Genomic DNA, 13,645 nt, shown 5'->3' on the forward strand with positions numbered 1-13,645 from the left:
TTCGTTGTAGGAATGATTAGCTCGCGCGCCAGACACGCTGAGGGCACGACGCGCTTTGACGTAGCGCGCGATGACGAAGCCATGCGCGAAGGCGCCCATAAAATCATCACTAAAATTCGGTAAAAATCAGAGCATTCCGAATCATGCAAAAATAAATGGTTTGTCTTTTTCTTATCGAAAAAACGAAAAATAATTATCCGGGTTGAATCATTCTGGTATTGGCATATCGCGCCTTTCTGTTAAGGCGCAATGGTTCGACTACCGGACGGCATCGCAAGCCCTCGCCCCAGACTTGGCCCTCGGCACTGCACGCGGGAAAACCGGCAACGCGAGCAGCGCGCACGCACTCGCCACCGCCCACACTATCGGCCACGAACCCACGGACAACAGCGGCGGAATCGCGAGCGGCGTCAGAAAGAGTGTGAGAAACACGCAGGTATTGCCGATCGCCAGCGCCGTGCCCGCGCGGCTCGTCCCGGCCAGCGTGGCGAGTTCGGTGAAGGCGACGCCGTGCCATGCCGACGCGCTCACGCCGCCCAGCACGACCATCAGCGCCAACAGCGTCGTGATCGCCGTGTGATGCGGGCCGGCGAGCCCCGTCGCCAGCGCCAGCGACGCGAACAGCATCGCGGTCAGCAAGCTGCAGGCACGCATGTAAGCCCGGCGATTGCCGCGCCGGTCGGTCCAACTGCCGCTCCAGACCCGCGCGATCGCGGCACCCGTTTGTACCGCGGCCATCGTCACGCTGATCGCCAGCACGCCCGCGTGGCCGTAGTCGTGCAGAAACACGGTGCCGAACGTGACGACGGCGAGTTGCGGCACGCACAGCACGCCGGCGCCGAGCGCGACCCGCCAGATGCCGACGTCGCGCAACGGCGAGACCCTCGTCGGCGCGCCGGCCGCCGCAACCAAGCCCGGCCTCGCCGCGCTGACCGCCGACGTCGAAACTTGCGCCCCCGAAGCGAGCGCCGCACTGCCGCCATGCGCCTGCCGAGCCGGCCGAAGCGACCCGCGAGCGGCCCCGCCCTCCTCTGCATCAGCATGCGCATGCGGCGGCTCATGCAGCCAGCGCCAGGCGAACAGCGCCGTGGCCGCACACGCCAGAGCCAGCACGGTATAAGCGCTCGCAAAACCGAAGCGCGACGCGAGCGCCGGCAGCATCAACGCGCCGAGGCCGCCGCCCGCGGGCACGGCGGTCTGCCGGATGCTCATCGCCAGCCCGCGCTCGCCCTCGCGAAACCACGCCATCACCGCGCGGCCGCTCGATCCGTTGACGCTGCCGCCGAGCAGGCCGACCAGCAGCAGCCCGAGCGCGAGCATCGTCACGCTGGGCACATGAGCACCGCTCGGCGCGACGAACAAGGCGAGGCCGGCGAGCGCGGCGGCGGTCGACAGCAGCCCGAGAAGCAGCACGCGGCGGTCGCCCCAACGGTCGGTCAACAGGCCCCACGGCAACTCGCTGATCGCAATGCCGAGACCCAGCATGCCGAGCACCAGTCCCAACCCGTCATTACCGAGGTGGTAGCCCGAGCGCAGAAACACCGCGGTCGTCGGAATACCTGAAAACGCGGCGGAAAAGCTCGCGTTCGCGGCGAACCCGACCCCCAGCACCTTCCACCGATGGCTCGCCCCTCGCTCGTGCGCCCCGCCTGCAACCGCAATCGACCTGTTTCCCATGACACCCCTCCGCAATGATCTTTGGAGGTATCCTACGGCTGGGCTTTTCATCGGAAAAGCCGGAAATTTAGATGTCTTCCATCGGATATACCGAATCATGAGCCAACGCGGATTCGACCTCACCCAGTTGCGCACTTTCGTCGCCGTCGCCGAATCGGGCAGCGTTTCGGCGGGCGCGGAGCGTGTTTTCCTGTCGCAATCGTCGGTGAGCGAGCAGTTGAAGAAACTCGAGGAGCGCGCCGGCCAGCCGCTGTTCCTGCGCAGCAAGCAGGGCGTGAGCGCCACGCCCGCCGGCAGCCGCCTGCTCGATCACGCTCGGCGCATCATCGCGATGAGCGAAGCGGCGTTCGAAGACCTGCAAGGCCGCTCGCTCGACGGCGAGTTGCGCATCGCGATCACGGACTACTACCGGCCGCACGACATCGCCCGCATTCTCAAGACGTTCTCCGAGCAGCATCCACGGCTGAAGCTGCACGTCACCGTGTTGCCGAGCGCCGTGATCGACAGCAAGGCCGATGACGACGCGTCGTTCGACATCGGCCTCTCGCTACGGCTCATGACGGGCAGCCCGCGCGCCGCCGGCCGGCGCAGCGGCGCGCCGGGCACCGTGGTGCGGCGCGAGAACCTGCGGTGGGTGAGCGCGGCCGATGCCCGGCAGCGGCCGGCGGCGCCGTATCAACTGGTGCTGCTGCCGTCGAGCTGCCAGTTGCAGCGTTTCGTCGTGAAGCTGCTCGACGAGCACAAGGTGCCGTATCTGATTTCGCATTCCGCGTCGGGCGTGGCGGGCTTGCAACTGGCATTGAAGGCAGGGCTCGGCATTTCCTGCCTGAACGAATCGTCGATCGGCGGCGGTCTCGTGGCCTGTCCCGCCAGCATCGGGCTACCTGCGTTGCCGGCGGTGGAGTTTCATCTGCTGCCCGGACGGCTCGGCGAAAGCGAACTGGTCAGCAACGCACGCACGGCCTTGATGCGCCTGTTCGCGTGATGCGTATGGTGCAACCTCAAACGATCCTGTTCGGGTGACAGCATCGATATGGATGCGTGCGCGCAATCCCATTTGAAAGCGTTTTAGCCGGCGCCTATGATGGCTTGATATAGATCAATTCGAGGTTTTTCCGGCTATTGACGCGTTGGTTAAATTCCTGCACCCTGCTACACGCTGCCTGACGTTTCAAACGTCGTTTCTCGCAGCCCGGAAGCCGCAGCCCAGCGGCGCATTCAGCGCAGGTCACCGTTTTCGCCAAACACTTGCATCGCCGTACAGCATCAACGCTTCGTCGTCCAGAATAAGTCCGTTTCGATTCGCCGTAATGCAGTCGTTATAAGAACAAAAGCAAAAAAACTGGCAGACCCGCGATGCGTCGTACGTCGGATTCGCGCATGAATCCACGAACGAACGCGTGACAAATAAATCGAGAAGCAGAACGCTCCCAACGAGGCCTGGCGTGCATCGTAGAACTATCGGATCTTCGGTTCTGTTCGTGCTTCATGTCGTGTGGAGCGGCGCGGCGCTCGCAGCCACTGATGCATCCAGTGCGATGCCGTCCGCGATGGCCGAGCGCATGCGCGCCTGCACCTCGTGTCATGGCGTGCAGGGTCAGGGCCGCAACAACGACTACTTTCCGCGCATCGCCGGCAAACCGGCCGACTATCTGTTCAATCAGTTGACCGCCTTTCGCGACGGCGGCCGCACCTATCCGCCGATGGGCTATCTGCTCGCCTTCCTGCCCGACGACTATCTGCGCCAGATCAGCCAGTACTTCGCCGATCTGCAGCCGCCCTATCCCAACGCCGATCACACCGACGTCTCGCCCAACGTGCTCGCGGCCGGCGAGCAGTTGGTCATGCATGGCGACCCGGCCCGCGGCATACCGGCGTGCATCGCCTGCCACGGCCCGCGCATGACCGGCACGCAGCCGGGCATTCCCGGCCTGCTCGGTTTGCATGCGAGCTACATCGCCGGACAGATGGGCACGTGGCGCTCGGGCGCGCGTCGAGCGCTCGCGCCGGACTGCATGCATTCGATCGCGGTCAAGCTGAGCGACCGCGACATCACCGCGGTATCGAGCTGGCTGTCCCGCCAACCGCGGCCCGCCGATCCGCGGCCCGCACCGGCGTCCGCTGAGCGCCTGCCTCTAGCATGCGGGAGCCAACCACAATGAAGCCGATACTTTGTTCGCGGGATTGGGGGCGGGTGGGGGGCCTGGTTTTTAGCGGCGTTTCCAGCCGCGTTTCCTGCGCTGTTTTGCGCGCCGTTGCCCGCGCTGCGACGCAGGCTCGCCGCACGGCCTCGTCATTCGCCTCGGGCACGCTGAGCGCCGCCTTCATCGCGACGGGCGGCGCCGTTCTCCTTCATGCCCTGCATGCGCCGCTGCTCTCCGAAGCCCGCGCCGCCGACACCGCGCCGGCCACGCCGACGGCCTCGCCATCGACTGCCGCGACGCACGGCGCCACGCCCGACACCCGCCCCGAGATCGTCCAACGCGGCGAATATCTGGCGCGCGCCGGCGACTGCATCGCCTGCCACACCGCGCCGCGCGGCAAGCTGTTCGCCGGCGGCCTCGCGATGGAAACGCCGTTCGGCACGCTGTTTTCGCCTAACATCACGCCCGACGCGCAGTACGGCATCGGCACGTGGAGCGAGGAAGCGTTCTTCAACATGATGCGCACCGGCCGCAAACCGGACGGCACGCTGATTTACCCCGCCATGCCGATCGCCCAGTACACGAAGGTCACGCGCGAGGACTCGGACGCGATCTTCGCGTTCCTGCGCACCGTCGAGCCGGTGCGTGAGCCGAACCGCAAGCACACGCTGCGCTTCCCGTTCAACAAGCGCGAGCTGCTATACGGCTGGCGCACGCTGTATTTCCACGAGGGCGAGTTCAAGCCCGACCCGACCAGATCGGTCGAATGGAATCGCGGCGCGTATCTGGTCGAAGGCCTCGGGCACTGCTCGATGTGCCACACCAGGATCAACATGCTCGGCGGATCGTCGCAGCGCGAACAGTTCGCCGGCGGCCTGATTCCGGTGCAGAACTGGTACGCGCCGTCGCTGACATCGGACAGGGACGGCGGCCTCGGCGACTGGAGCATCCAGGACATCGTCGACCTGCTGCAAACCGGCATCTCCGCTCGCGGCGCCGTGTATGGACCGATGGCGGAAGTCACCTATCACAGCCTGCAGCATATGTCGGACGAAGACGTCCGCGCGATGGCCGTGTATCTGAAGTCGCTGCCGGACAATCGCGGCCGCAAGACCGGCCCGTCCCCACAAGCCGATCCCAAGACGTTCGCGCTCGGCAAACAGATCTACGCCGACAAGTGCGCGCTGTGCCACGGCGCCAACGGCGAAGGCAAGTTGCCGCACTACCCGCCGCTCGCGGGCAACCAGTCGATCGAAATGGATTCGGCGGTCAACCCGATCCGGATCGTGCTCAACGGCGGTTTTCCGCCCGGCACCAGGCACAATCCGCAGCCGTACGGCATGCCGCCGTTCGGCCAGGAACTGAACGACGTCGAAGCGGCGGCCGTCGTCACCTATATCCGCACGGCGTGGGGCAATCACGGCCAGCCGGTGACGGCCCGCGAGATCAACGAATTGCGTAAGGCGCCGTTGCATTGACGCGCCGCATCGGAGAACCATCGAGATGGAAGCGAACGACACCCACAGCGCGGCCCCGCCCACCGATGACGAAGTGGAGCGCGTCGTCGCGGCCGGTCCGCATGGCGCGGTTGCGCTCGCCGGCGTCGCCACGCTGATCGTCATGGCGATCTGGTTCGGCTTCTACTTTTTCGCGTTCCTGCCGCGCGGCATCATTCACTGACCATGTCGACCGATTCCAATCCTCAACCGGAGAGCGGCCACGCGGTCGCGTTGCGCGCCGAGCGGCGCTGGGCGATTTTCGCGGTCGGGCTGATCGTGCTGATGCTGGCCGTGATCGTCTTCTCCGGCCTGCATTGGGCGATGATGCCGCCGTCGCGCGTCGAAACGATCGACCCGGCGCGCCTGCAACTGTCCGGCGAATTCGTCGAGGACAATCTCGGCAGCGCAGTGCAGCCGGACGGCTCGGTGATCGTGCGCTTCATCGCGCAGCAGTATTCGTTCACGCCGCAATGCCTGCTGGTGCCCGCCGACACGCCGATCACGATCCGCACCACCAGCGCCGACGTCGTGCACGGCCTGCTCGTCACCAACACCAACATCAACACGATGGTCGTGCCCGGCTACGTCGCCACGCTGAACACGCGGTTCGACCAGCCCGCCGATCACACCATGCCGTGCCACGAATTCTGCGGCTTCGGCCATCAGACCATGTGGGCGCATGTGAAAGTAATCGACAAAGCCGCCTTCTTCGAGCAGGCCCGACAATCACGGAGGCTGAGCTGTGTTTCACGCTAAGCGACTCGTTCTCGCGCATTTCTGGCTCGCCTTCATCACGTTTCTGATCGCGCTCCTGCTCGGCGCCTGGCAGATGCTGGTGCGCAGCCCGCTCGTGCCGTGGGTCGGCGACCCCGAGCTGTACTATCGATCGGTGACCGCGCACGGCTCGGTGATGGCCTACGTGATGCCCACGCTGGTGTCGATGGGCTTCGGCTACGCGATCGTCGAACTCGCGCTCGCGCAGCGCCTCGCCGGCCTCAAATGGGCGTGGGCCGCGTTCATCATGCTCGCGGTCGGCGCGGTCATGGCGATGGTGCCGGTCGCGCTCGGCTCGGCCTCGGTGCTCTACACCTTCTATCCGCCGATGATCGGCAGCCCGTTCTATTACCTCGGCGTGGTGCTGGTGGTGGTCGGCTCGTGGATCTGGGTCGCGCTGATGCACGTGAATCTGCGCATCTGGAAGCGCGCCAATCCCGGCAAGGCGGTGCCGCTCGCGATGTTCGCCAACGTGGCGGGCGCGTACCTGTGGGCGTGGACCGCCGTCGGCGCGGCGGCCGAGATCCTGTTCCAGATCCTGCCCGTCGCCTTCGGCCTCACGCGAACCATCGACGCCGGCCTCTCGCGCATCCTGTTCTCGTGGACGCTGCACGCGATCGTCTACTTCTGGCTGATCCCGGCGTATATCGCGTACTACACGCTGGTGCCGCGCGCGATCGGCGGGCGCCTGTACAGCGATGCGATGGCGCGCGTATCGTTCATCCTGTTCCTCGTGTTCGCGATGCCGATCGGCATCCACCATCTGTTCGCCGATCCGCAGGTCGGCTCCGGCTTCAAGTTCCTGCACGCGGTGTTCACCGGCATGGTCTCGGTGCCGACGCTGCTGACGGTCTTCACGATCTGCGCGTCGGTGGAAATCGCCGGCAGGCTGCGCGGCGGCAAGGGCGCGTTCGGCTGGCTCACCGCGTTGCCGTGGCGCAATCCGATGATGCTGGTGATCGCGTTCTCGTTCGTCATGCTGGGGTTCGGCGGCGCGGGCGGGCTGATCAACATGAGCTATCAGCTGAACTCGACGGTCCACAACACGCAATGGGTGACCGGCCACTTCCATCTGATTTTCGGCGGCGCGATCGTCATCATGTACTTCGCGATCGCCTATGAACTGTGGCCGCAACTGACCAACCGCGCGATCGTCTCGGTGAAGCTCGTGCGCACGCAATTGTGGCTGTGGTTCATCGGCATGATGATGGTGACGCTGCCGTGGCATTACGTCGGCCTGCTCGGTGCGCCGCGCCGCATGGCTTACTACGACTACACGATGTCGGGCATGCAGGGCCAGGCGTTCTGGGTCGGCATGTCGGCGGTGGGCGGCCTCGTTCTCGTCGCCTCGGGCGTGCTGTTCGTCTACATCCTCGCGAAGTCTCAATTCGGGCCGGCGGTGCAGCCGCAGGCGTTCCGTTTCGCGAGCGCGGTGCATCCGGTCGAACGCGTACCGGCCGCGCTCAATAGCTTCGGCTTGTGGGTCGCGCTGATGATCGGCCTCACGGTCGTCAATTACAGCGTGCCGATCGTGCAGTTGCTCAGACTGCCGCAGACGTCGGTGCCGGCGGTCGTCATCGGAGCGCAGCGATGAGTGAGGAACGCGTCTTCAGCTTGCGTAACCCGTGGTTCACCTGGAGCGTGGGCGGCACGATCGCGATTGCGATCGTAGGAATACTGATCGGTTTCATCTGGCTGCCGTCGGCGAGCAGTGCCTTCGGCGATCGCGGCTTATGGGCGACGATCTGCGGCGCGGCCGGCGCGCCGTCGAACTGGTATAGCGGTGCGAGCGCAGGCAGTCCGGTGCCGAGCGAGGTGGTCGTGTTGCCGCCGTGGCACCCGACGCGCTCCGCGGCGGATTCGATCGGCCGCGGCGCGACGATCGCGACGCAGCACTGCTCGATGTGCCACGGTGTGCTCGGCACGCCGCAGGTCACGGCACCCGGGCTGGCCGGACAGTACGGCGATGCGGTCTATAAGGAATTGCGCGACTACCAGAGCGGGCGGCGGCAAAACGCGGTGATGCAGGCGATCATCGCGGGGCGCAGCGATCAGGATCTGCAGGATCTCGCGGCTTACTACACGTCGCTGACGAGAGGCTTCGGCGCCGAGACGCCACGCGTCGGCGAAGAGCCGGATGCGAACGCGGTGAAGCTGGCGATGCAAGGCGATCCACAGCGCAACATCGCGCCTTGCGCAGCCTGTCATGGAGAGCTCGATCGCAAAGGCGCGGCGCCGTGGCTGGGCGGGCAGTCGTCGACGTATCTTGCCGGGCAGATGCGCGCGTTTGCTTCCGGCGCGCGGCACAACGATATCAACGAACAGATGCGCAATGTGGCGCGGCAGTTGACCTCGGCGGAGATAGATAGCCTCGCCAGGTATTACGCCGCCATGCAATAACGCTGCACTTGAATGCGCGGTGCCTGTCGTCGTCGCTTCGAAGACGCTGCGCGCAATGGGCCTCGACCGAACGGCCTCGACGAACGGGCGCCAACGAACAGGATTCGACGTCAGGCCGCCATGAACTCGCCCGCGTCATCCCGCTTCGAGGCAGCGCCAGAAGCGTCCCGGCGCCGCGCGCCCGCAGCGCCGAACGCCGCGGAGCCGCTCTCCGTCTGGAACACCGCCACCGCCGACGACAACCGCCGCGCCTGATCTTCCAGCGAACTGGCCGCCGCCGCAGCCTGCTCGACCAGCGCGGCGTTCTGCTGCGTCACCTCGTCCATCTGCGCGACCGCGAGATTGACCTGATCGATGCCGGTGCTCTGCTCGATCGCCGCCGCCGCGATCTCACCCATGATCGAACTCACGCGCGCAATCGCGTCGACGATCTCAGCCATCGTCGAGCCCGAGCGTTCGACCAGTTGCGAGCCCGCCTGCACCCGCGCCGTCGATTCGTCGATCAAGCCCTTGATCTCCTTGGCCGCCGCCGCGCTGCGCTGCGCGAGCGAGCGCACCTCGCTCGCCACCACCGCGAAGCCGCGTCCCTGTTCACCTGCGCGCGCCGCTTCGACCGCTGCGTTCAGCGCGAGGATGTTGGTCTGAAACGCGATCCCTTCAATCACGCCGACGATATCGGCAATCCGCCGCGAGTCGTCGACGATGCCGTGCATCGTGCCCACCACCTGCTCGGTGAGGTCGCCGCCCTGCGCAGCCAGGCTCGACGCGCCCTGCGCGAGCGAACTCGCCTGCTTCGCGTTGTCCGCCGTCTGTTTGACCGTCGACGTGAGTTCTTCGATGCTCGCCGCCGTTTCTTCGAGCGACGCGGCCTGCTCTTCAGTGCGCTGCGACAGATCCGCATTGCCGGCCGCAATCTCGCTCACGCCGGTATCGATGGATTCGGTACCTTGACGTACCGCATTCACCGTCCCGATCAGCGACTCCTGCATCTTGCGCAGCGCCGCCGCGAGACGGCCCATTTCGTTGTCGCTGGTGACGTCGATCCGGCTCGTCAGATCGCCGTTGGCGATTCGCTGGAATTGCGCGATGGTCGCGTCGACCGGATTGACGATCGCGCGCACCAGCACCATGCGCCCGATCAACGAACCGAGCAGCGACACCACCATGCCGATCGCCACCGCGATGCAGATCGCGTAGAACAGATCCTGCGCCTCCTGATAGCGTTGCTCGCCGTGATCGAGCTGCAACTGTTCGAGGGCGAGCATCGCCTTCTCGTACGTGCTGTAGAGCGACGGCAGCTTGTGCGCCTGCAATTGATTGAATGCATTCCTGTCGCCCGACTTGAGCGCGGCAAGCGCCGGATCGACGCCCTCGCGCAGGAAGCTGTCGCGCTTGGCCTGCATGTCCTTGATCAGGCGCTGCTCGGTGTCGTCCGTGCTTGCGCGGCTCACATAGTGGGCAAGCCGCTCGTTGGATACTTTCTGGTACTGATCGAAACGCTTGAGCACGGCATTCGCGCCGTCCTGATCGTTCAGCTCGATCAGCGATGCGTACGTCGCGAGCGCCAGACGCAGGCGCAGCAGCTGGCCGGAGCTGCCTTCGAGGTCCGCGACGGCGGGCGTGTCGACCGTGTACATCTGTTGCAGTGACGCGTTGCTCGAGCGCAGCGACAGCAGGCCCGCGGCGGCGCCGAGCAGCAACACGACGCCAAAGAACACGATCATCAGGCTAAGGCTGGTGCGAATCGACAGATTTCTCAACATCGGGCTTGTCTCCAATGGGCCGCTGACCGGGTGCCTCGATGGCTCCGGCCACGCGTGCTGCGCCCAAACCCTTCCGGCCAGGTCCGCAACTTTTGTCTAGAATTTAAGCAACCACCACACTGAGGGACTACGGCGGCACAGCAGAAAACTTTATGGTCGATGACGCATACGGTTGCGATACATCAACTTACGGGCGCCAACGCAGGTCCGTTCCCGCCGCGCATTCTGGTGCGGGACTACCCGGGTATCCGGCGCCCGGCAGTTGATGGAAAGTGACGACGCACCTGTCTTCGGAGTATTTCTATGGCGGAAGTCGGATCGGCTCTACTGGTTTTTGCGCTGCTGCTGGTCGCGACCGGCCTGGGCGTGTGGGTGCGGCCGCTTCTGCCCGAAGAGCACAAGGCGCACGAGACCGTGCAGCTCATCCAGTTGGTGATCGGCATGCTGGTGACGTTCGCCGCGCTGGTGCTCGGCCTGATGACGGCCTCCGCGAAGTCCAGCTTCGATACCGCCTCGAACGATCTGCGCAGCTATGCGGCCGATCTGATCGAATTCGACACGACCTTGCGCGACTTCGGCAACGATGCCGACGAAGCCCGCCGCCTGTTACGTCAATACACGGCGGCGGCAATCGCGTCGACCTGGCCTCACGAGACGGCGCCGAGCGGCGACTACCCGAAGAACCTCGGTGTGCAGGACTCGAAGCGGCTGGAAAACGTGCGGCTCGGCGATATGCTCACCGACGTGGGCCGGCAGTTACGGCAATTGCGAATGCGCGATTCGCTGGAGGCACGTGCGCTCGACGACGCGTTGGCGCAATACCGGCGCGTCGTGGACGCGCGCTGGAAGCTCATCGAAGAAGCGCATAGTTCGATATCGCGGCCCTTCTTCAAGACGCTCACGTTCTGGCTGTGCGTGATTTTTCTGAGCTTCGGCTTGATCGCGCCGCGTAATGCACTGGCGCTCGTCACGATTTCGCTGGGGGCGGTGTCGATTGCTTCGGCGATCTATGTCATCGTCGACCTGGATACGCCCTTTTCCGGGCCGATTGTGATTTCCAGCCAGCCGTTGAGAGATGCGCTGACGCATTTGCAGCGGTGAGCGCAAGAAGCAATGAAAACGGCCCCGGAAATTCTCGCCAAACCGTTTGAACGGTCGGGAGAGCCCGGGGCCTGCTGTACTTGCTGCCGGAATGGCTATTAGAACGGAATATCGTCGTCCATCTCATCAAAACCGCCGCCTGCCGGCGCGCTCGGACGGCTGGAACCGCCACCGCCGCCGCCGCCGCTGCCGCCACGCGAAGCACCGCCGCCCGATGACATCGCGCGGCCACCACCGCCACCGCCACTACGCTCCGACGGCTCGCCGCGGCTATAACCGCCTTCGTCGCCACCGCCGCCGCCCATCGAGCCACCACGGCCACCCAGCATTTGCATCTGCTCGGCGACGATTTCCGTCGAGTAACGATCGGTGCCGTCCTGCGCTTGCCACTTGCGCGTGCGGATGCGCCCTTCCAGATAGACCGACGAGCCCTTCTTCAGATATTCCGAAACGATTTCCGCGAGGCGGCCGAAGAACGACACGCGGTGCCACTCGGTGGCTTCCTTCATCTCGCCGGACGCCTTGTCCTTGTACCGGTCCGTCGTCGCAAGGCGGATGTTCGCCACTGCGTCGCCGCTCGGAAGATAACGGACTTCCGGATCGGCTCCGAGATTGCCGACGAGAATGACCTTGTTCACGGATGCCATGAGTTTCTCCTGTTGATTCCGTTGCGGGCGGCGCGGCACTGCGCGGTTCGCGTCTAGTGGCCCGCAGGCCGAGATCGGAACAGCACCTCTGCCCGCCGCCGGGTGAGTTCTGGATGAATTCGGGATGTGCTCCCGGGTGCGCCGCGATAGCCCGGCGAATGTTGCGTACTACGCCTTGCGCGGCGGCTGTTTCATCTTTGCGGCGATTATAAGCCAGCAAAACACGAGCCCCGAGCAAGTGAGGAACACAGTGCTTTGTCCATCCACTTTCAGCAGCCAGCCGCCGACCATCCCGCCCAGCGCAAGACCGATCGACTGCGTGGTGTTGTACACGCCGGCAGCCGCGCCTTTGCGGGTGCCCGGCGCCAATTTCGACACCAGCGAAGGCTGCGACGCTTCGAGAATATTGAAGCCGAGAAAGTACACAAAAAGGATCGCCGCCACACTCAGAATCGTATGCGGAGCGACGCCCAATAACAACTGTCCGATCAGGATAAGACCGATCGCGGATAGCAGCACGATCTTCATTTTGCCGCGCTTCTCGGCGGCGATGATCGCCGGCACCATCATCACGAAAGACAGGCCCATCACCGGCAGATACACCTTCCAGTGCGACGCGACCGGCAGGCCGCCGGCTTCGAGAATGCGCGGCACGACGAGGAACAGCGCGGTTTGCGTCGCGTGCAGTACGAGCACACCGAAATTCAGGCGCAGCAGCTCGACGTTGTGCAGCACTTCGGCGAACGGCGCGCGCACGTGCACCGGCCTCGGCGCATCGGGCACGACCCACAACACCACGCCGATCGCGAGGATCGAGAAGATGCCGACCAGCGTGAACAGGCCGCTCATGCCGATCCACTGGAACACGATCGGCGCGCCGACGATCGCCACCGCGAACGACACGCCGATGCTGCCGCCAACCATCGCCATCGCCTTGGTGCGATGCTCTTCGGAGGTGAGGTCGGCGATGAACGCGATGACCGCGGACGACACCGCGCCCATCCCCTGAATCACACGGCCGACGATGATCCACGTCATGTCGTGCGCGCCCGCCGCGACGAAGCTGCCGAGCGCGAAGATCAGCAGGCCGGTGGCGATGACCGGCTTGCGGCCGACCTTGTCGGAGATCCAGCCGTAGAAGATGTAGAGCATCGACTGCGTCACGCCGTACGCGCCGAGCGCGATGCCCACCAGCAGCACGTTGTCGCCGCCCGGAATGGTCTTCGCGTAGATCGAGAACACCGGCATGATCATGAAGAGACCGAGCATGCGCAGCGCGAAGATGGCGGCAAGCGACACGGTCGCGCGCAGTTCAGGCGCGCTCATGCGTGTGGAAGTGGCGGACGGATTGGACATCGGGAGCGTTCTTTGAATGAGCTGGACGGCACACTGCGGGCGGCCGGCGGCGGGACCGGCCCGTTGGGACCGCCACAAGCCGGCAGCCTGCCGCGGCGTAGGCGCAAAACCCGCGGCGCAGGCCTTCGAGCCGGCGGCCTTGCAGCATGCCCGCCCAGCCTCGCTGTGCCTTGTACTCGCGGAAAACGGCCCCAGTTAAACCCCTTCCCCGCGGCACCAAACCGCAGCCTTACAGCTTGCCTCGCGCGTGATTCGCGCCGTCAGGAAGCCGTAACGACGGCCTT

The 13,645-nt window shown here is 65.1% G+C and carries 12 protein-coding genes; 8 read left to right on the forward strand and 4 right to left on the reverse strand.

All coding sequences use genetic code 11. The features are described 5' to 3' along the window. Positions 1–258: 258 nt before the first annotated feature. The gene (locus PQQ53_RS00085) at positions 259–1,677 is read right to left on the reverse strand and encodes an MFS transporter (protein WP_408323046.1); all 1,419 of its coding nucleotides are present in this window, start codon (positions 1,675–1,677) and stop codon (positions 259–261) included. A gap of 97 nt (positions 1,678–1,774) precedes the next feature. Between PQQ53_RS00085 and PQQ53_RS00090 the strand changes: the two genes are divergently transcribed. The 7 genes from PQQ53_RS00090 (at position 1,775) to PQQ53_RS00120 (ending at position 8,494) form a co-directional block, all read left to right on the forward strand. Next, positions 1,775–2,662 carry a LysR family transcriptional regulator gene (locus PQQ53_RS00090; RefSeq protein WP_408156057.1) on the forward strand — a complete coding sequence of 296 codons (888 nt, stop codon included), beginning with the start codon at positions 1,775–1,777 and terminating at the stop codon, positions 2,660–2,662. A gap of 460 nt (positions 2,663–3,122) precedes the next feature. Beyond that, on the forward strand, positions 3,123–3,839 hold the full coding sequence (locus tag PQQ53_RS00095) for a c-type cytochrome (protein WP_408145720.1): 717 nt from the start codon (positions 3,123–3,125) through the stop codon (positions 3,837–3,839). Between the two features lie 149 nt (positions 3,840–3,988). Next, positions 3,989–5,299 carry a c-type cytochrome gene (locus PQQ53_RS00100; protein ID WP_408323270.1) on the forward strand — a complete coding sequence of 437 codons (1,311 nt, stop codon included), beginning with the start codon at positions 3,989–3,991 and terminating at the stop codon, positions 5,297–5,299. 25 nt (positions 5,300–5,324) lie between these two features. Beyond that, positions 5,325–5,501 carry a hypothetical protein gene (locus tag PQQ53_RS00105; RefSeq protein ID WP_168670655.1) on the forward strand — a complete coding sequence of 59 codons (177 nt, stop codon included), beginning with the start codon at positions 5,325–5,327 and terminating at the stop codon, positions 5,499–5,501. A 2-nt stretch (positions 5,502–5,503) separates the two neighbouring features. Then, the gene (locus tag PQQ53_RS00110; RefSeq protein WP_408323047.1) at positions 5,504–6,076 is read left to right on the forward strand and encodes a cupredoxin domain-containing protein; all 573 of its coding nucleotides are present in this window, start codon (positions 5,504–5,506) and stop codon (positions 6,074–6,076) included. Beyond that, complete coding sequence (locus PQQ53_RS00115) at positions 6,063–7,688, forward strand: b(o/a)3-type cytochrome-c oxidase subunit 1 (RefSeq protein ID WP_408323048.1); 1,626 nt, start codon at positions 6,063–6,065, stop codon at positions 7,686–7,688. The genes PQQ53_RS00110 and PQQ53_RS00115 overlap by 14 nt, the downstream gene beginning before the upstream one ends. After that, positions 7,685–8,494 carry a c-type cytochrome gene (locus PQQ53_RS00120; RefSeq protein WP_408145713.1) on the forward strand — a complete coding sequence of 270 codons (810 nt, stop codon included), beginning with the start codon at positions 7,685–7,687 and terminating at the stop codon, positions 8,492–8,494. Before PQQ53_RS00115 ends, PQQ53_RS00120 begins: the two co-directional genes overlap by 4 nt. A 110-nt stretch (positions 8,495–8,604) precedes the next feature. Here the strand turns inward: PQQ53_RS00120 and PQQ53_RS00125 are convergent, their stop codons facing one another. Further along, positions 8,605–10,257, reverse strand: a complete 1,653-nt coding sequence (locus PQQ53_RS00125) for a methyl-accepting chemotaxis protein (RefSeq protein ID WP_408145711.1) — start codon at positions 10,255–10,257, stop codon at positions 8,605–8,607. 303 nt (positions 10,258–10,560) lie between these two features. Here PQQ53_RS00125 and PQQ53_RS00130 point away from each other — a divergent pair, with 303 nt between their 5' ends. Further along, positions 10,561–11,358 carry a bestrophin-like domain gene (locus PQQ53_RS00130; RefSeq protein ID WP_408156067.1) on the forward strand — a complete coding sequence of 266 codons (798 nt, stop codon included), beginning with the start codon at positions 10,561–10,563 and terminating at the stop codon, positions 11,356–11,358. A gap of 98 nt (positions 11,359–11,456) precedes the next feature. Here PQQ53_RS00130 and PQQ53_RS00135 read toward each other — a convergent pair whose 3' ends face one another. Both PQQ53_RS00135 and PQQ53_RS00140 read right to left on the reverse strand, forming a co-directional pair. Beyond that, positions 11,457–12,005, reverse strand: coding sequence for a single-stranded DNA-binding protein (locus tag PQQ53_RS00135; protein WP_408323049.1), 549 nt, complete (start codon positions 12,003–12,005; stop codon positions 11,457–11,459). Between the two features lie 168 nt (positions 12,006–12,173). Next, complete coding sequence (locus PQQ53_RS00140; protein ID WP_408145705.1) at positions 12,174–13,361, reverse strand: MFS transporter; 1,188 nt, start codon at positions 13,359–13,361, stop codon at positions 12,174–12,176. Between the last annotated feature and the right edge of the window lie 284 nt (positions 13,362–13,645).

The sequence above is a fragment of the Paraburkholderia strydomiana genome (assembly GCF_046030495.1).
Taxonomy (GTDB): domain Bacteria; phylum Pseudomonadota; class Gammaproteobacteria; order Burkholderiales; family Burkholderiaceae; genus Paraburkholderia; species Paraburkholderia strydomiana_A.

What these genes read in the sequence shown, in the direction of transcription:
- PQQ53_RS00085 (WP_408323046.1), bottom strand. Translation starts at nt 1,677, where the DNA reads ATGGGAAACAGGTCGATTGCGGTTGCAGGCGGGGCGCACGAGCGAGGG.
- PQQ53_RS00090 (WP_408156057.1), top strand. Translation starts at nt 1,775, where the DNA reads ATGAGCCAACGCGGATTCGACCTCACCCAGTTGCGCACTTTCGTCGCC.
- PQQ53_RS00130 (WP_408156067.1), top strand. Translation starts at nt 10,561, where the DNA reads ATGGCGGAAGTCGGATCGGCTCTACTGGTTTTTGCGCTGCTGCTGGTC.
- PQQ53_RS00105 (WP_168670655.1), top strand. Translation starts at nt 5,325, where the DNA reads ATGGAAGCGAACGACACCCACAGCGCGGCCCCGCCCACCGATGACGAA.
- PQQ53_RS00110 (WP_408323047.1), top strand. Translation starts at nt 5,504, where the DNA reads ATGTCGACCGATTCCAATCCTCAACCGGAGAGCGGCCACGCGGTCGCG.
- PQQ53_RS00135 (WP_408323049.1), bottom strand. Translation starts at nt 12,005, where the DNA reads ATGGCATCCGTGAACAAGGTCATTCTCGTCGGCAATCTCGGAGCCGAT.
- PQQ53_RS00120 (WP_408145713.1), top strand. Translation starts at nt 7,685, where the DNA reads ATGAGTGAGGAACGCGTCTTCAGCTTGCGTAACCCGTGGTTCACCTGG.
- PQQ53_RS00140 (WP_408145705.1), bottom strand. Translation starts at nt 13,361, where the DNA reads ATGTCCAATCCGTCCGCCACTTCCACACGCATGAGCGCGCCTGAACTG.
- PQQ53_RS00125 (WP_408145711.1), bottom strand. Translation starts at nt 10,257, where the DNA reads ATGTTGAGAAATCTGTCGATTCGCACCAGCCTTAGCCTGATGATCGTG.